Genomic DNA, 16,438 nt, shown 5'->3' with positions numbered 1-16,438 from the left:
CAGTACATGTCACGGGCTGTCTGGCCGAAGTAAAGACAGGGAAGATCCTCGATGGTGATCTCCGCCGGCCGTACGGGATTCATGGGGACGGGTCGAGAGCCAGCGGGAAGCGGGCGACGAAGCGGGCGCCGGGGGAGTGGTCGGCGATGTCGAGCCTGCCGTGGTGGGCGGCGGCGATCTCGCGGGCGAGCGCCAGGCCGAGCCCGCTGCCGCCCTGGTCGCGTTCGCGGCCCTCCTTGAGCCGGGTGAACCGCTCGAAGACCCGCTCGCGGTCCTCGGGCGCGATGCCGCTGCCGTCGTCCGTGACCGTCAGCAGGACCGAGCAGTCCTCGACCGCGACCGACAGGTCGACGCGGGAGGCGGCGTGGCGGTCGGCGTTGTCGAGCAGATTCGTCAGCAGCCGGTCGAGCTGCGTGGGCGAGCCGAACACCCGCGCGCCGGGCGCGAGGTCCATGAGCAGCGGCACCCGCCTGCCCTCGCGCGGCGCGGCCAGCTCGCTCAGGTCGACGACCTTCTGGTCGGGTACGGCTCCCGCGTCCATGCGGGCGATCATGAGCAGTTCCTCGATGATGTCCGCCAGGCGTTGCGCGGACTCGCGAGCCGTGCGGCACACCTCGGGCCAGTCGGACTCGGCGGGGAAGGCCAGGGCCAGGTCGAGCTGGGTGCACAGGGCGGTGATCGGGCTGCGCAGCTCGTGTGAGGCATCGCTGACGAACTTGCGCTGGGTCGCGGCCGATCGTTCCATGCGGGACAGGGTCTCGTTGGTCGTGCTGGCCAGGGCCGCGATCTCGTCGTTCGTGTCGGGCACCGGCACGCGCCGGCCCAGGTCGCTCTCGGTGATGACGGCCAGGCGGGCGCGGATCCGCTCCACCGGGTTCAGGCCCGTGCCGACCGCGATCCAGGCGGCTCCCCCCACCATCAGCAGAAGCAGCGGAATACCGAAGGCGAGCAGCAGGTAGAAGATCCGCACGGCCTGCTCGTGGCCCGAGATGTCCTCGGCGGCGTACACGGTGACCTCGCCGCGCGGGGTCTGGGTGGTCATCGCGGCGATGTAGTAGGGCGCGGCCGACGCCAGTCGCCCCGGCCTGCCGTACGTGGTGTAGACGCGGTCGGGATGCGGGGTGGCCAGGCTCGTGATGCGGCCCACCCTGGCGGCCTGCGGCGAGTTGCCGATGATCTGGTTGCCGGGGCCGATGACCTGCAGGAAGTCGACGCCGGGCGGGGTGGACAGCTCGGCGGGGATCACGCCGAGGCGCGCGTCGGCGGCCTGCCACTGGACGGCCTGCTCGACGCCGTCCGTGACCTGGCTCCTCAGCGCGCGGGGAACGGTCACCACGAGGAGGGCGGCCGCTAGTCCGAGCGCGATCGCCGCCACGACGATGGCCGCCAGGGTCACGCGGGCCCTAACCGACCTCACAACGCTCATCTTTGCCCCAACAGGTTCGGCACAAAGTCAGGGGCGGTTGTCGCGGATGCAAAAGAGCACTAAGTCGAACATTGATGTATAAGATAACCCGTACATTGTTGTTCGAGTTAAAGGAGCTCTCGTGGATCACGCCCCCGACCCGAGGCGCTGGACGGCGCTGGTGCTGCTGTGCGTGGCGCAGTTCATGCTGATCCTGGACGTCACTGTCATCAACGTGGCCCTGCCCGGCATCGGAGCAGACCTCCACCTCGACCGCGTCACGCTCACCTGGGCCGTGACCGCCTACACCCTGTGCTTCGGCGGGCTGATGCTGCTCGGCGGCCGTCTCGGCGACACCTTCGGCGCGCGGCGCGTCCTGCTGACCGGGCTGGCCGTCTTCGTCCTCGCCTCGCTGGCCACCGGCCTGGCCACCTCGGGGCCGCTCCTGATCGGCGGCCGCCTGGCCCAGGGCGCCGGCGCGGCGCTGCTGTCCCCGTCGGCGCTGGCCACGCTCACCAGGACCTTCCACGGCGCCGAACGCAACAGGGCTTTGGGCATCTGGGCCGCGCTCGGCGGCGTGGGCTTCGCCGCCGGCGCGCTGCTGGGCGGCGTCCTCACCGCGGGTCCCGGCTGGCGCTGGGTGTTCTTCCTCAACGTGCCCGTCGGGCTGGTGGTCCTGCTCTGGCTGCCCCGGGTTGTGTCCGCCGCCAGGCCCGAGGTACGGCGGCGCGTCGACCTACCCGGCGCCGTCCTGGCCACCGCGGCGACCGCCGCGCTCATCTATGGCCTGGTCAACGCCGGGGACGCGGGCTGGACAAGCCCGGCCACGCTGGTGGCGCTGGCCGGCGCGCTCGCCGGCTACCTGGCCTTCGCGCTGGCCGAACGGGCCACCCGCGAGCCGCTGATGGACGTGCGGCTGCTGGCCCGCCGGCCCATCGCGACCGGCGCGTTCCTCATGCTGGTCGCCACCGCGCTGCTGCTCGGCTACGTCTTCCTCGGCTCGCTGTTCCTGCAGCGCGTCCAGGGGCTGTCGGCGCTGGTAGCCGGGGTGCTGTTCCTGCCCACGGCGGTGGGCACGGCCGTGGCCGGGCACCTGGGCGGCCGGCTCATCGGCCGGTTCGGCGCCCGGCCCGTCGCGGCGTCCGGCCTGCTCGTGGCCGGGGCGGGTGCGGTCGTGGCGGCGCTGGCCCAGAGTACGGCCGGCACCGTGATCGGGCTGACCGTGGGCGCCGCGGGCGTCGTTCCTGTGTTCGTGGCCGCCACCACGACCGCGCTCGGGTTCGTCTCCCACCACGAGGCCGGGCTGGCCTCCGGCGTGGTGAACACCTTCCACGAGGTCGGCGGCTCCATCGGCATAGCGCTCATGTCGACGGTCGCCGCCTCCGGCATCGAGCACGCCACCACGGCCGGCTTCGGCGCCGCCTACATCGCGTGCGCGATCGGCGCGGGCGTGGCCGCCCTCATCGGCCTGGCCCTCGTCCCTGCGGGCAAACCGCACGTCCCGGTGGGCGTGCACGCCCACTAGGCACAGCCGCTTTGCCGCCTACGCAAAACAGCGTCTGGTAGCGTGATCGTGTCAGGTACCGCCGGACGGGCGGGAACGGAGTCCTCAGGGACTCGAAAGCCTGTGGAGACCCGGTAAGACCATTTCGGTGGCCCAGGTCGGTGAAGCAGGAAGCCGCAGAAGTGTCGTGCGAGCGGCATAGGCTGAATCTTCGGCGTTCGCGCCGGAGAGCGTGTCAACATCGGTACATGTACGAAGTGGTCGTCGTCGGCGCCGGGCCCGCGGGGTTGAGCGCGGCGCTGACGCTGGGCCGGGCCAGGCGCCGGGCGCTGCTGGTCGACGGCGGCCCCGGCCGCAACGCCCGCAGCGACGCCGTGCGCAACCTGCTGTCGCGAGACGGCATCGCCCCGGCGGAGCTGCGGGCCGAGGCGCTGGGCGACCTGGAGGAGTACCCGTCGGTCGACGTGGTGACGGGCGTCGTCACCGGGGCGGAGATCGAGCAGGAGGGGTTCCGCGTCTTCCTGGACGGCGGGGCGCGCCTGGGCCGGCGGCTGCTGCTGGCCACCGGGGTGGAGGACGTGCTGCCGGGCATCCCGGGGCTGGCCGAGCGGTGGGGGAGCGGCGTGCTGCACTGCGCCTACTGCCACGGCTGGGAGCGGACCGGGCTTCGGCTGGCCGTGCTGGACGTCGACGGGTGGGGCGTGCACCAGGCGGTGCACCTGGCCCGTTTCGGCAAGGACGTGCTGCTGGTCGGTGACCCGCCGGGCGAGCAGCGGGTGATGCTGGCGCGCCGCGGCATCACGGTGCGCAGGGGCCCGATCGAGCGGGTGGAGGGCCTGGCCACACTCGTGTTCGCGGGCGGGGACGTCGTCGAGCGGGACGCGCTGTTCCTGCACCCCCGCACCCGCCAGCGCAGCGACCTGGCCGAACGGCTGGGCTGCCGGTTGCTCGAGGACGGCGCGGTGGAGGTGGACGACTTCGGCCAGACCAGCGTGCGCGGCGTCCTCGCCGCCGGAGACATGGCCAGGAAGCCCGACATGCCCTTCCCCGGCGCGCAGGTCGTCCTGGCCGCCGCCCAGGGCGTGACCGCGGCCATCGTGATCGACCAGGAGCTGCTCTACGCTCAGAACTCCTGACATGATCTTGGCTCGACGATCAAACGGGCGGCCTTTCGCCGAGCAGCAGGTTCGCGGCCACCGTCGCCCCGTCGGTGCGGATCGTGCCGGCCACGGCCTTCGCTCGTGCCCGGGTCTCGGGCGTCAGGGCCGTTCTGAGCGCGGCTGACAGGGAGTCGAAGGTCGGGGCCGGGCCGTCGTGTGCCGCGCCGATGCCCAGCTCGGCCACCCGGCCGGCCCAGTGCGGCTGGTCCGCGATCTGGGGTACCACCACCTGAGGCGCACCGGCCAGGGCGGCCTTCGTCGTGGTGCCCGCGCCGCCGTGGTGCACGACGGCGGCCACCCGGCCGAACAGCGCCTGATGGTTGACCTCGCCGACGACGAAGCAGTCGTCCCGGTCGTCGATCAGGGCCAGGTCGGCCCAGCCACGGGCGAGGAGTACGCGGCGGCCCTGCGCTCGGATCGCCTCGATGGCCACCCGGGCGAGGTCTGTCGAGATGTGCATGGCCATGCTGCCGAAGCCCACGTACACCGGCGGTGCGCCGGCGTCCAGGAACGCCGCCAACTCTTCCGGGAGCGGGCGTTCGTCCGGCAGGATCCACGCCCCGGTCTGCACGAGGTCGAGATCCGTCATGTCCTGCCACGGGCCCAGGGTCGGGTCTGCCGCCAGCCACGGCTGGCCGGTGAAGACGTGGTCGCGGACGTTGTCCACCGGTGGCAGGCCGATCGCCGCCCGGTGGCTGTTGAGTGCCTCGCCGTACAACGCGTTCACGCGCTGGGCGTCCTGCTCCCACAGCACCCTGTTGTCGGTCTCCTCCTCCGGGGATGGCTTGCCCGGCCGCCGCATTGGAGGGAAGTGCCGCGACGGCAGTCCGAACGGATGGAAGCACGCGAGCACGTAGCGGATGCCCAGTTTCTCGGCCACCGACCGTGCACCGGCCGGCATCAGGCCGGTCGCCACTAGCGCGTCACATCCCTCGGCCGCGGCGGTGAGCGTCACGAACCGCGCGGCGACCAATTCGGCCGCGAGCCGGAACGCGTCCCCCGCCGTCGGCGGCCTCACTCCGGTCACCACCGAGCGCACCGACGGGCCGAGCGGTATCAGCGGCACGCCGACACCGGCCAGCAGAGCCACGAACTCCTCATCCGGCGGCGCGCACACCCGCACCTCCGCACCGAGTTCCCGCAGCCGCACTGCGAGTGCCGCCAGGGGTTCGACGTCCCCGCGCGACCCCCACGTCGACAACAACACACGCATTTCGCGTCCCTCATTTCCGCAGGTTCTGGCCTCGGCCGACCATCCTGAGGCACGACCCGGGTCTTGCCGCAAGCCCCCTGGTGCGCTATAGCTTGGAAGTGGCAGGGAGAGTGATCTCCTTGCCTTTGTCGTCCACCGTGGACTCAGCCGCACCTGGCTTCTGGTCAGAGCGGCAGCAGCGTGTGGCAGTGGTGGGCGACCAGGGCGGCCACGCCAGGTGCGAAGGCGATCGCCGCGGGACCCGCCAGGAACAGGGCCGTGGCGGCCACGGCCACGGCGCGCTCGCGGCGGTGCAGCGGCGCCGCGGGGTTCAGCATGCGGCGCACCCTGACCAGCGCATTCTCCCCGGCCGCGCCCAGCGCGAACGCCGGGACCCTGCCTGTGGCCAGCCCCACCAGCGCGGCCGCCAGGTGCGCCCGCGGGTGCTGCCCTGCGGCCACGTCGTCGGCCCGCAGCTCCACCAGCCGCGCCACCTCCCGCCGCGCCACCGCGAACAGCGGCAGCCACGGGAAGGCCCTGGCCAGCCCCTCGGCCAGCGCGATGACCAGGTGATGGCGGCCGCGCAGATGCGCGCGCTCGTGGGCGAGCACCGCGGCCACGTGCTCGGGCGGGAGCGCGCGCAGCGCCGCCGTGGTGATCACGGCCTGGTTCTGCCTGCCGGGCAGGCAGTAGGCCAGCGGCTCGCCGTACTCCAGCACCACCGCGTCCAGCTCGCCGTCGCGGCGGCCCAGGATGGCCAGCATGCCGGCGTGCCGCGCACGCTCGCGCCGCGCGGTCAGCAGCACCCCGGCCACGCAGTACGCCGCCCGCGCGGCGACCAGCCCGCTGGCCAGGACGGCCAGCCGGAACGTCGCCGAGGCGACCTCGACGCCCGACCCGTCGCCGAGCAGCATCCCGCACGCCTCGAACAGCCGGGCCAGCCCGTGCCCGACCGCGTCGCCCGGGATCGCCGCGCTCAGCCCCGCCAGCACCGCCGAGCCCACCGTCGACAGGCCGGCGGCCAGCCACATGCAGATCGCCGGCCGCGGAGCCCGCTCGGCCCAGGCCGCCCTGGCCAGCAGCCGGGGGAGCAGCGTGGCCGCGACCAGGGTGTAGGCCGCCAGGATCGCGGCGACCGTCACGGGCGGCCCCCGCGCGGCGGGAACACCTGCAGTGCCGACTCCAGCGCCGCCGACTCCTCGGGCGTCAGCCGCTCCAGGAAGTGGACCAGTGTGGCCGCCTGGTTGCCGCCGCTGGCCAGCGTCTCGCGCATCAGCTGGGCGGTGTAGGACTCCTTGGTGCCGACCGTCTCGTAGACGTAGGCCTTGCCCTGCGGCTCACGCTTGAGCAGGCCCTTCTTGTAGAGCTTGTCCATGACGGTCATCACGGTGGTGTAGGCGATCTCGCGGCTCTGGCGCAGATCCTCCAGGACGTCCCTGACCGAGGCGGGGCGATGGTAGGACCACATCTTGTCCATGATCGCCGACTCGAGGTCCCCCAGCGTGCGCATCAGCTCCCACCCTCCGTGATCGGCCTACATCCTACTCATCTTCGTAGACGGTTCCGATGGCCGGCTCAGGGGCGGGCGGCGCAGCCAGGTGGCCCACCGCCACAGCCATTCCAGCGGGCCGTAGAGGTTGTATCTGAGCCACAGGGTGGACCACGCCCACTGCAGGACGAGGGTCCCGCCGGTGATGAGATAGACCGTCGGCCACGACCACTCCTGCGGCCGGCCGTCCAGGTGCGCGATCGTCAGCACGAGGGCCGTGGCCGACAGGTAGTTGGTCAGCGCCATCCGGCCCAGCGGTGCGAACAGCGCCTGCAGCGCGGTCCGGAGTCGCGTCCTGAGCAGGAGGAGCAGGACGCAGACATACACCCCGGCGAGCAGCAGTCCGCCCACGGCCAGCAGCGCGGGGCCCTGGCTCCGGTCCTGCGCCCACAGCGCGGGCACCGCGGCGGCCGCCAGCACCAGCCCGGTCACGGCGGGCCCGCGGGTGGACGTCTCGATCCTGTCGATCACGCCGTAGCGGACCAGCGCCGAGCCCGCCAGCACCAGCCCGGGCGAGAGCATGTAGCCGCCGCCGGAGAAGGTGATCGTGACCGCGCAGATCGCCACGGCGAGCACCGCCACCGCCCAGCGCGGCAGCCACGTCGACGGCAGCAGTACCACCAATCCGGACAGCGCGTAGTAGGTCAGCACATCGCCCCGCCACAGCAGGAACATGTGCGCGAGCCCGATCGCCAGCAGCACCAGCAACCTGCGCAGCAGCAGCACGCGCGGCCGGGCGGTACGGTCACCGGCGGAGCCCAGCAGCAGGGAGAAGCCGACGCCGAACAGCGTGGCGAAGATCGGGAAGAACCGCTGCTCGACGAACATCCCGATCCACCCGGGAGATCCCGGCAGGTCGTGCTGCAGGATGACGCCGTCAAGGTTGGTGATCGGCCTGATATTGGCGAGCAGGATCCCGCACAGCGCGAAGCCGCGGATGACGTCGAGCGCGCCGATCCTGCGTCTGGTTTCGGTTGGCATGGGGCTTCATCCTGCGCGACCCGTCCGGGCGCGACACGGGTCGAAAGCACTGGGAGAGATCGTACTTTCGGCCGGTTCTGCGGCCGGGTGCCCAGGTTCTAGCGTGTACGGCGTGCGGTTCGGGTTCGGCGTGGTGGCGGGGGCGGTGCTCGCCTTCTGGGCGTATCGGGTCGCGGTGAGCTGGGGGATCGGGTACTCGGTGTTCGGGGCCGCCGCGGGGGCCCTGGTGTGCGCGCTCGCCCTGGTGGGGCGCAGGTGGGCCGTGGCGGCCGGTCTGGCCGTCGCGGTGGCGGCGGTGGCCGTCTCGCGGGTGCTGGAGCTGCCCGCGGAGCCGGGGCCAGGGATGGCGCTCGGGCTGGCCGTGCTCGTCGGGTTCGCGGTGTGGCGGTTTCCCGCGCTCTCCGCGTGCCTGGTGGCCGGAGGCGGGCTGGCGGTCGTGGCCCTCACCCTGGCCGACCGGCCGCCCGTGCTGCTGCTCAACGCGGCGGGGTGGTCGGCCGCCGTCGTGGTGGGGACGTGCCCGCGGGTGGCCGGTCTGCGCGGGCGGGTCGTCGCCGCCCGGATCCGGCGCGAGGAGCGGCTGCGGCTGGCCAGGGAACTGCATGACATGGTCGCCCACCACGTCGGCGGGATCGTGCTGCAGGCTCAGGCCAGTCAGGTCCTGGCCCGCAGGTCCGCGCGGGTGGGCGGCGCGCTGGAGGAGATCGAGACCGCGGGGGCCGACGCGCTGGCCGCCACGCACCGGCTCGTCGGGAGGCTGCGCGACGCGGCGGATCCGCCGCGGCCCGCCGTACCGGATCCGGGGGACAGAACATGACGATCAGGGTGCTGGTCGCGGACGATCAGGCGATGGTGCGGGCGAGCCTGCGGGTGATCCTCGACGACCAGCCCGGCATCAGCGTCGTCGGCGAGGCGGCCGACGGCGACGAGGCGCTGGCCATGGCCCGCGCGCTGCGGCCCGACGTGTGCCTGGTCGACGTGCAGATGCCCGGGCGCGACGGGCTCGAGGTGACCCGCGCGCTGGCGGACGCCTCGACGCGGGTGATCGTGGTCACCACGTTCGACCTGGACGAGTACGTGCACGAGGCGCTACGCGGCGGGGCCGTCGGCTTCGTGCTGAAGGACGCAGGGCCCGGAGTGCTGGTCGAGGCGGTCCGGGCGGCGAGCGTGGGCGACGCGCTGATCTCGCCGTCCATCACGCTGCGGCTGCTGCGCCGCTTCACCCGGCCGGCCGGGCGCACCGTCCAGCGGCTGTCGGCCAGGGAGATCGAGGTGGTCCGGGCCGTCGCCAGGGGACGGACCAACCAGGAGATCGCCGCCGAGCTGTCCATCTCACTCAGCACGGTCAAGGGCCACGTCTCGATCGTCCAGGCCAAGCTGGGCCTGCGCAACCGGGTCGAGGTCGCCGTCTGGGCCTGGGAGAACGGCTACGCGTGCGGCGGGCCCAGGTAGGGGAAGTCGTACAGCAGATCGATGTGCGGGCCGATGCCGTCGCCGGTGATCTTCCCGTGGCTGATCATCTGGAGCCGCACGTCGGTGACGTCGTCGTCCAGCCGCCGGCCGTTCGGATACCGGGCGGGCTGCGACCGGTCGAAGCGCAGCACGTCGGGCAGCACCGTCTCCAATTCGTCCATCGCCTCGTCGGCCGTGTAGCCGCCGGTGTGCTCCAGCGCCGCGATCCACGCCTCACGGTACTTCCGCACGTCGTCGGCCGGTTCGCCGGCGTTGTAGGCGTCCTTGGCGTCCTCGGCGTTGAAGTAGGCGGTCAGCGACGGGTGCGCGCCCCTGTCGACGGAGACCAGCTCGCCGTCGCGCCTGAGCAGGACCCGGGCCCAGACCCCGATCTGCGGCCGCGGGCCCAGCATGTCGTCGGGGACCTCCAGCGTGATGCCGATCACGTTCTTCTCGGCCATCGTGTCGTTGCCGGTCCAGGTGAAGTTGTTGCCGATGCCCTCCAGGTCGGCGAAGAACGGGTCGCTCCGCAGTCCCGCGGAGAAGAGCACCCCGCCGGACTCGACCACGTTCGGCTCCACGTTGAAGCTCACCTCGGCGTCGCGGATCACGACCTCGTCGTCCCTGGAGACGGTGACGGTCTGGCGGCCGTCCCGCGGTTCCGAGAAGACGAAGCTGAAGGTGACGTCGGGGCGGTTGTCGCCGTCGTTGTCGACGCACAACTGGTAGACGGCCTCCGGGTGCGGATGCTGCCCCGCGGACGGATCGAAGCCGAAGGAGTTCACGTCCATGATGAGCACCGTGTGATCGGGCTTGGTGAACGACTGGAAGGCGAACAGGTCCGTCAGGTCCAGCCGCGCGTCACCCGATGGTGGCCGCAGGTTCGGCCCACTGAGATGATGCGACATGTGTGCTGACATTCCCTGCCCCGACGCCTGGAACCAGCCTTGACCTGCTCTTTCCCCTCGCCGTGAACCCGCAGCGGCCCGCCGGCGACTGTACTGGCGTGGATCACCTACTACTGGTGCGCTGCCAGCTCGGCGAACGCGAGGCGCTGACCGAGCTGGTGCGCGCCTGGCACCAGCCGGTCTGGACCTACGCGCGCCGCATGCTCGGCCCCGCGCGAGCCGACGACGTCTCCCAGGAGATCTGGCTGGCGGTGCTGCGCGGCCTGCCCCGGCTGCGCGACACCGAACGCTTCCGTCCCTGGCTGTTCACGATCGCGCGCCGCTCGGTCGTCAACGCGCTGCGCTCCTCGTACGGCGAGCCGGGCCCGGAACCCGTCGAGCCCGTCCTGGACGATCCCGCCGACACGCTCCTGGACCGCGTCGAGCTGGCCGCGGGCCTGGCCAAGGTACCCGCGCGCGAGCGGGAGGTCCTCATCCTGTTCTACCTGGAGGACCTGTCGCTGGAGGACTGCGCCGAGATCTGCGCCGTGCCCGTCGGCACCGTCAAATCGCGCCTCAACCGGGCGCGCCGCCTGCTTCGCACCCACCTCACGGAGAACCCATGACCCCGCCTCCCGATGAGCTGGCCGACCAGCTCTTCCGATCCCGCGGGCGCGTCGGCCACGTGCTCGCTCTCGTCTCCGGGCTAGCCGGCGCCTGCGTGCTCGGGCTGCTGTGGCTGACCGAACCCGCGCTGCCGTTCCGGACGCGGATGGCCTTCCTGGCCCTGCTCGTCGTCTGCGCCTTCTGGGCCGTCTACGGCGGGTGGTCCCTGATCCGGCGGCCGCTCCTGGGCCTGGACCGCGTGGTCGCGGGCTGGGCCGCGGTCGCGGTGTCGGTTGCCACCACGGCCGGGCTGACCACGATCGCCGCGTCGCGCGGGTCGGGGATGCCGCTCGCGGCCCTGGTGGGGGCCGCCTTCCTCGTCGTGGCGAGCGCCCTCACCATCCGCGCCCACCTGCGCCGCGCCGCCCTGCTCCGCAGGAAGCGCGACCTCGGCGGCTGAACTCACGGGAATGAAAACCGTTGTCGTGAGGTTGAGCGGCTTGAAAAGAGAAAGGACTCGGCATGGCCAGGAACGAACTCCGCCCGGTGATCAAGCTGCGGTCGACCGTGGGCACCGGCTACACCTACGTCACCCGCAAGAGCCGGCGAAACGACCCCGACCGGCTGACGCTCACCAAGTACGACCCGATCGCGCGCAAGCACGTGCTGTTCCGCGAGGAGCGGTAACTGGTCCGTACCGGTAGGAATCGGGAAGGCGGCTGGTATTGACCAGTCGCCGGACGGGTGATCTTATGTGATCACATTCCGGACATCCGGAAGGTTTTTGCGCAGCCGCCTTCCCAAGGAGAGCATGTGCAGTCCGCACGCCCGTTAGCCATCGCCCTCACCGCCCTCCTCGCAGCATCCTCCCTGATCGCCACCCCCGCGCAGGCAGCTCCCGTGACCCAGCCGCTCTTCCCCGTAGCCCAGCAGGTCAAGCCGCGATCGGACGGCTTCCCCCTCACTCCTGTGGTGGGGCTGGTCCGTACCAGTGACACCGACCAGTACGCCGAGGCCGTCGTCCGCAAGGCCCTCACCGACGCCGGCGTGAAGCGGATCGAGACCACCGACGGCTCCGACCCGCACACCCCCACCACGATCTACCTCGGCGGCGGCGATCAGGCGCTGGCGGGGCTCGGCGTGCGCAACGCCGACGGCCTGCCGCCCGAGGGGTACGTGCTCGCCGCGGGCGGCCACACCGTCGTCCTGGACGGCGTCGACGCCGACGGCGCCTACTACGCTGCGCTCTCCTTCCGCCAGCTCGTCAAGGACCGTCGGATGCCCGGCATCGAGGTGCGCGACTGGCCCACGATGCGCTACCGCGGCTCCATCGAAGGCTTCTACGGCACGCCCTGGTCGCACCAGGACCGCCTGGACCACCTCGCCTACCTGGGCGCGCACAAGATGAACACCTACGAGTACGCGCCCAAGGACGACCCCTACCACCGCGACCGGTGGCGCGAGCCGTACCCGCCGGACAGGCTGGCCCAGCTCGGCGAGCTGATCACCCGCGCGCGTGAGAACCACGTCCGCTTCACCTTCGCGCTGTCGCCCGGTCTGTCGATCTGCTACACCGATCCCGGCGACCTGGCCAAGCTGGTGGCCAAGTTCGAGGCGATCTACCAGCTGGGCGGCCGCGCGTTCAACATCCCGATGGACGACATCGACGCCGGCAGGTGGAACTGCGCCGGCGACGGTGCCAAGTACGGCAACCCCGGCGGCGCCGGCGCCGGCCGCGCCCAGAGCGAACTGATCAACGCCGTCCAGGCCTGGGCCACGGCCAAGGGCGACGTCGCGCCGCTGCAGATGGTGCCGACCGAGTACTACGACGCCTCCGAGTCGCCGTACAAGAAGGCGATCAGGCAGGTGCTCGACCAGAAGGTCGTCGTGCACTGGACCGGCCTGGGCGTCGTGCCCGGCGCGATCACCAAGGCGCAGGCGGCGCAGGCCAGGCAGGCCTTCGGCCACCAGATCCTGGTCTGGGACAACTACCCGGTCAACGACTACAACCCGGGCAGGATCCCGCTCAATGACTACACAGGACGCGAGCCCGGCCTGTCGGAGCAGTTGGCCGGCATCATCTCCAACCCGATGAACCAGGCCGCGGTCAGCAAGGTCGCGCTCTACTCCTTCGCCGACTTCGGCTGGAACGACAAGGCCTACAACGCCCAGGAGTCGTGGCTGCGCGCGCTGGACGAGGTGGCCGGGCACGACCCGCGCGTGGTGCAGGCCCTGCGCGACTTCGCCGACCTCAGCACCTACGACGGCACCCTGCACACCAAGCAGTCGCCCGTCCTGGCCGCCAAGATCGCCGACTTCTGGCGCGACCACAAGATCGAGCCCCTGCGCGAGTACGGCAAGCGGCTGCTCGAGGCGCCCGACGTGATCGCCCACGGCGTCAAGGACCAGGCCTTCCTCGACGAGGCCAAGTCGTGGCTGGATGCCACCAGGCTGTGGGCCAGGGCCATGCTCAAGGCGCTGGACGTGCTGGAGGCCGTCCGCGGCGACGACGGCGTGGCCGCGGTCAAGGCCAGGGACGAGGCGCTGGCCCTGATCGCCTCCGCCAAGGCCATCCGCGACCCGCGCCAGCCGCACGCCACCACCTTCCCGCGCATCGGCGACGGCGTCCTCGACCGCTTCGCCGACCAGGCAATGGCGGAGCTCGACCGGTGGATCGGCCTGGTCAACGACCGGCCCGCCGCCTTCACCACGCTCGGCACCTACGCCGACAACACCCCCGACCGGATGGTCGACCGCGACCCGTCCACCTTCTACTGGAGCAACGGCTCGCCCGGCGCGGGCGACGCGGTGAGCGTGGACCTGGGCGCGATCCGCACGATCGGCGACGTCGCGGTGCTCATGGGCAAGCCGGGCAGCCCCAACGACTACATCCACGCCGGCGTGCTCGAGTACTCCACCGACGGCGCCGCCTGGACCCAGCTGACCACCGGCACCACCGCCGAGGTCAAGGCCACCGCCCCCGCGGGGACCAGGGCCCGCTACCTCCGCTACCGCGCCACCGGCGGCAACGACTACTGGCTGGTCGTGCGCGAGTTCCAGGTCGCCACGATCGGCGACGACGTCACTAGGATCACCGTCAGCGGCACCCCGGCGGGCGCCAATCCGGGCGCGGCGGCCGACGGCAACCTGGCCACCGCCTGGACCGCCTCCGCCGCCCCCGCCGCAGGTGACGCGCTGCAGGCGGAGCTGTCCAAGCCCCGGCTGATCGACAAGGTGGCCGTGGTCGGCTCCGGCGACGCCGAGGTCCAGCTGCGCGTCGACGGAACGTGGCGGGCGATCGGGCGGCTGGCCCCGCCGTACACCGAGCTCGACCCGCAGGACGTCAAGGCCGACGCGATCAGGCTGGCCTGGACGGCGGGCAGCGCGGCACCGAAGATCGCCGAGATCGTGCCCAGGTACGCCGACGTGCCGGTCGCCGTGCTGTCCGCCGATCCGGCCGTGCTCGACACCACCGCGGGTCGGCAGGCGACCGTGACGGTCAGCCTGAGCAGCGAGCGGGCCGCCGCGACCACCGGCACGCTGGCGGTCAAGGGGCCCGACGGCTGGAAGGTGCCGGCGGACCGGGAGGTCACGCTGCCGCGCGGCGGCGTGCTCGCGCTGCCGGTCGCCTTCACCCCCACCGGGTCGGGGACGCTGGAGGTCTCCTTCGCCGGGGTCAGGACCAGCGTGACCGTCCGGGCGCACCGGCCGATCGGCGAGACCGACCTGGCGCTCGGCAAGCCGGCCACGGCCTCAAGCGTCGAGGGGGGCACCGCGTTCGACGCGGCCAAGGCCGTCGACGGCGATGCGGGCACCCGCTGGTCGTCCGGCTACACCGACGGCGAGTGGCTGAAGGTGGACCTGGGCAGCGCGGTCGACGTCGGCCAGGTGACGCTGCGCTGGGAGGCCGCCTACGGCAAGGCGTACCGGGTGGAGTCGTCGGCCGACGGCACGACCTGGAAGCCGCTGGCCGAGGTCGCCGACGGTGACGGCGGCGTGGACGTGCTCTGGATCGACCAGCCCAACTCCACGCGCTACCTGCGGATGCAGGGCGTGAAGCGGGCGCTGGAGTGGGGTTACTCCCTGTGGGAGCTCGAGGTGCGCGCTACAGCGTGAGCACGACCTTGCCCAGGGCGTGGTTCCCGGCGACGTACCGCACGGCGTCGGGAGCCTCGTCCAGCGGGTAGGTCCGGCCGACGACCGGTTTCATCTGGCCGGATTCCAGCAGCCCGGCCAGGCGGCGCAGGTCGTCCTCGCGCACCGGCGACACCAGCATGTGCAGCCGCTCGCGGACGAATGGCGACAGCAGCATGGCCCCGAGCTGGCGGTGCATGCCGCCGGTCAGCCGCCCGCCCCCCTCGCCGCCCATGATTTCCAGCCGCCCGCCGGGCACGAGCAGCCGCCGCAGCCGTGACAGCGGGCGGTTGCCCGCGATGTCGAGCACCACGTCGTAGCGGCCCTCGACCTCCTGCCTGGTGTAGTCGACGACCTGCTCGGCGCCGAGCGAGCGCACCAGGTCCGCCTTGCCGGGACCGCATACCCCGGTCACCCTCGCGCCGGCGGCCCTGGCCACCTGCACCGCGAACGTGCCCACCCCGCCGCCCGCGCCGATCACCAGCACCCGCTGATCCTGCTGGAGCGTTCCAACGCCCTGCAGGGCCGTGGTGCCGGACACGGGGACCGCCGCGGCCTCCTCGAAGCTGAGATTGGCGGGTTTGGCGGCCAGCCGGTCCTGCCTGGCCGTGGCGTACTCGGCGAAGGAGCCCTTGCAGATGCCGAACACCTCCTCGCCCGGCCGGAACCGGGTCACGCCAGGACCGACCGCCTCCACCACGCCCGCCACGTCCATGCCGCGGACGGGGGTCCTCGGGCCGCGCAGCCCGAACCCCAGGCGCAGCAGGTACGGCAGGCCGGTCACGAGATGCACCACGCCCCGGTCCACGCCGGCCGCACGGACCCGGATCAGCACCTCGCCCTCGCGGGGCTCGGGACGGTCGATCTCGGCCACGTGTAACACGTCGGCAGTGCCGTACCTGTGCTGGACGATCGCCTTCATGACTCCTCCTCGGGGTACTGGAACACGTCGTCGAGCGGGACGCCGAAGACGCGTGCGATCTTGAAAGCCATCTCCAGGGACGGCGAGTAGCGGCCCTGCTCGATGGCGATGACGGTCTGGCGGGTCACGCCGATGCGGTCGGCCAGCTCGGCCTGGGTCATCTCGCCGCAGGTGAAGCGCAGCGAACGGATCGAGTTGGTGACCCTGGTCGCCTTCACCATGGCCAGAAACCACGGCGGTAGGCGACGATCTTGGCGGTGGAGCCCAGGATGGCCGACAGCACGAACGCCAGGTAGAGCACGTTGGCGATCCAGAACTGGTCCACCCTGGCCATCGCGAGCACGGTGGCCACGATGCCGCCCACCACGACGAACGACTGGCCGACGTGGTCGCCGAACCGGTTGATCTCCCGGTCGCGCTGGTCCTTCTTGCCCGCGTCCTGCGGCGCCAGGGCGGAGACCACCACGCGCAGCACGATCGAGGCGAGGACTGCTCCGCCGATGCTCCACAGCATCGTGGCCACGTACGGCACCTCGGGCAGCGGGGTCTGGCCCGTGGAGGCGAGCACCAGGGCGAGGTAGACCACGTAGGCGACGGCCGAGACGACCGCCATGATCCACGCGAGCTTCTCTTCGAAGGGCATGTC

17 protein-coding genes are annotated in these 16,438 nt (G+C 72.0%); 8 read left to right on the top strand and 9 right to left on the bottom strand.

Going from position 1 to position 16,438, the window contains the following annotated elements:
* Positions 1–79: 79 nt before the first annotated feature.
* The gene (locus ACIBHX_RS40380; RefSeq protein ID WP_397072755.1) at positions 80–1,417 is read right to left on the bottom strand and encodes a sensor histidine kinase; all 1,338 of its coding nucleotides are present in this window, start codon (positions 1,415–1,417) and stop codon (positions 80–82) included.
* A gap of 130 nt (positions 1,418–1,547) precedes the next feature.
* Between ACIBHX_RS40380 and ACIBHX_RS40375 the strand changes: the two genes are divergently transcribed.
* The gene (locus ACIBHX_RS40375; RefSeq protein WP_397072754.1) at positions 1,548–2,930 is read left to right on the top strand and encodes a DHA2 family efflux MFS transporter permease subunit; all 1,383 of its coding nucleotides are present in this window, start codon (positions 1,548–1,550) and stop codon (positions 2,928–2,930) included.
* Positions 2,931–3,157: 227 nt separating this feature from the next.
* Positions 3,158–4,045: an NAD(P)/FAD-dependent oxidoreductase gene (locus ACIBHX_RS40370; protein ID WP_397072753.1), complete on the top strand. Its 888-nt coding sequence runs from the start codon at positions 3,158–3,160 to the stop codon at positions 4,043–4,045.
* A 19-nt stretch (positions 4,046–4,064) separates the two neighbouring features.
* Here the strand turns inward: ACIBHX_RS40370 and ACIBHX_RS40365 are convergent, their stop codons facing one another.
* The 4 genes from ACIBHX_RS40365 to ACIBHX_RS40350 form a co-directional block, all read right to left on the bottom strand.
* Positions 4,065–5,282 (bottom strand): glycosyltransferase, encoded by a 1,218-nt coding sequence (locus tag ACIBHX_RS40365; RefSeq protein ID WP_397072752.1) that lies wholly within the window; start codon positions 5,280–5,282, stop codon positions 4,065–4,067.
* Between the two features lie 164 nt (positions 5,283–5,446).
* A complete protein-coding gene (locus ACIBHX_RS40360) occupies positions 5,447–6,403 on the bottom strand; it encodes a M56 family metallopeptidase (protein WP_397072751.1) in 957 nt (318 codons plus the stop codon).
* Positions 6,400–6,771: a BlaI/MecI/CopY family transcriptional regulator gene (locus ACIBHX_RS40355; RefSeq protein ID WP_397072750.1), complete on the bottom strand. Its 372-nt coding sequence runs from the start codon at positions 6,769–6,771 to the stop codon at positions 6,400–6,402. Before ACIBHX_RS40355 ends, ACIBHX_RS40360 begins: the two co-directional genes overlap by 4 nt.
* Before the next feature lie 24 nt (positions 6,772–6,795).
* Positions 6,796–7,791, bottom strand: a complete 996-nt coding sequence (locus tag ACIBHX_RS40350; protein ID WP_397072749.1) for a DUF418 domain-containing protein — start codon at positions 7,789–7,791, stop codon at positions 6,796–6,798.
* Positions 7,792–7,903: 112 nt separating this feature from the next.
* Between ACIBHX_RS40350 and ACIBHX_RS40345 the strand changes: the two genes are divergently transcribed.
* Complete coding sequence (locus tag ACIBHX_RS40345; protein ID WP_397072748.1) at positions 7,904–8,608, top strand: histidine kinase; 705 nt, start codon at positions 7,904–7,906, stop codon at positions 8,606–8,608.
* Positions 8,605–9,243 carry a response regulator gene (locus tag ACIBHX_RS40340; RefSeq protein ID WP_397072747.1) on the top strand — a complete coding sequence of 213 codons (639 nt, stop codon included), beginning with the start codon at positions 8,605–8,607 and terminating at the stop codon, positions 9,241–9,243. Before ACIBHX_RS40345 ends, ACIBHX_RS40340 begins: the two co-directional genes overlap by 4 nt.
* Here ACIBHX_RS40340 and ACIBHX_RS40335 read toward each other — a convergent pair.
* The gene (locus ACIBHX_RS40335; protein ID WP_397072746.1) at positions 9,219–10,151 is read right to left on the bottom strand and encodes a DUF4331 family protein; all 933 of its coding nucleotides are present in this window, start codon (positions 10,149–10,151) and stop codon (positions 9,219–9,221) included. The genes ACIBHX_RS40340 and ACIBHX_RS40335 overlap by 25 nt on opposite strands.
* Before the next feature lie 98 nt (positions 10,152–10,249).
* On the opposite strand from ACIBHX_RS40335, the gene ACIBHX_RS40330 reads away from it, so the two are divergent.
* The 4 genes from ACIBHX_RS40330 (at position 10,250) to ACIBHX_RS40315 (ending at position 14,852) form a co-directional block, all read left to right on the top strand.
* Positions 10,250–10,756, top strand: coding sequence for an RNA polymerase sigma factor (locus ACIBHX_RS40330; protein ID WP_397072745.1), 507 nt, complete (start codon positions 10,250–10,252; stop codon positions 10,754–10,756).
* Complete coding sequence (locus tag ACIBHX_RS40325) at positions 10,753–11,196, top strand: hypothetical protein (protein WP_397072744.1); 444 nt, start codon at positions 10,753–10,755, stop codon at positions 11,194–11,196. The genes ACIBHX_RS40330 and ACIBHX_RS40325 overlap by 4 nt, the downstream gene beginning before the upstream one ends.
* Before the next feature lie 62 nt (positions 11,197–11,258).
* Entirely contained in the window at positions 11,259–11,423 is a 165-nt protein-coding gene (rpmG, locus tag ACIBHX_RS40320) for a 50S ribosomal protein L33 (RefSeq protein WP_397072743.1), read from the top strand.
* A 126-nt stretch (positions 11,424–11,549) separates the two neighbouring features.
* Positions 11,550–14,852, top strand: coding sequence for a beta-N-acetylglucosaminidase domain-containing protein (locus tag ACIBHX_RS40315; protein ID WP_397072742.1), 3,303 nt, complete (start codon positions 11,550–11,552; stop codon positions 14,850–14,852).
* On the opposite strand, the gene ACIBHX_RS40310 is transcribed toward ACIBHX_RS40315, so the two are convergent.
* From ACIBHX_RS40310 to ACIBHX_RS40300, 3 genes are read right to left on the bottom strand one after another with little or no spacing between them, the layout of a single operon-like run.
* Positions 14,842–15,792: an NAD(P)-dependent alcohol dehydrogenase gene (locus ACIBHX_RS40310; RefSeq protein ID WP_397072741.1), complete on the bottom strand. Its 951-nt coding sequence runs from the start codon at positions 15,790–15,792 to the stop codon at positions 14,842–14,844. The genes ACIBHX_RS40315 and ACIBHX_RS40310 overlap by 11 nt on opposite strands.
* The gene (locus tag ACIBHX_RS40305; RefSeq protein ID WP_397072740.1) at positions 15,789–16,013 is read right to left on the bottom strand and encodes a helix-turn-helix transcriptional regulator; all 225 of its coding nucleotides are present in this window, start codon (positions 16,011–16,013) and stop codon (positions 15,789–15,791) included. Before ACIBHX_RS40305 ends, ACIBHX_RS40310 begins: the two co-directional genes overlap by 4 nt.
* Positions 16,007–16,435 (bottom strand): hypothetical protein, encoded by a 429-nt coding sequence (locus ACIBHX_RS40300; protein WP_397072739.1) that lies wholly within the window; start codon positions 16,433–16,435, stop codon positions 16,007–16,009. Before ACIBHX_RS40300 ends, ACIBHX_RS40305 begins: the two co-directional genes overlap by 7 nt.
* Positions 16,436–16,438 lie beyond the last annotated feature (3 nt).

It is taken from the genome of Nonomuraea sp. NPDC050536, assembly GCF_044457685.1.
Lineage (GTDB): Bacteria > Actinomycetota > Actinomycetes > Streptosporangiales > Streptosporangiaceae > Nonomuraea.
Note: the sequence above shows the minus strand (reverse complement) of the source record. Positions and strands in the feature narration are given on the sequence as shown.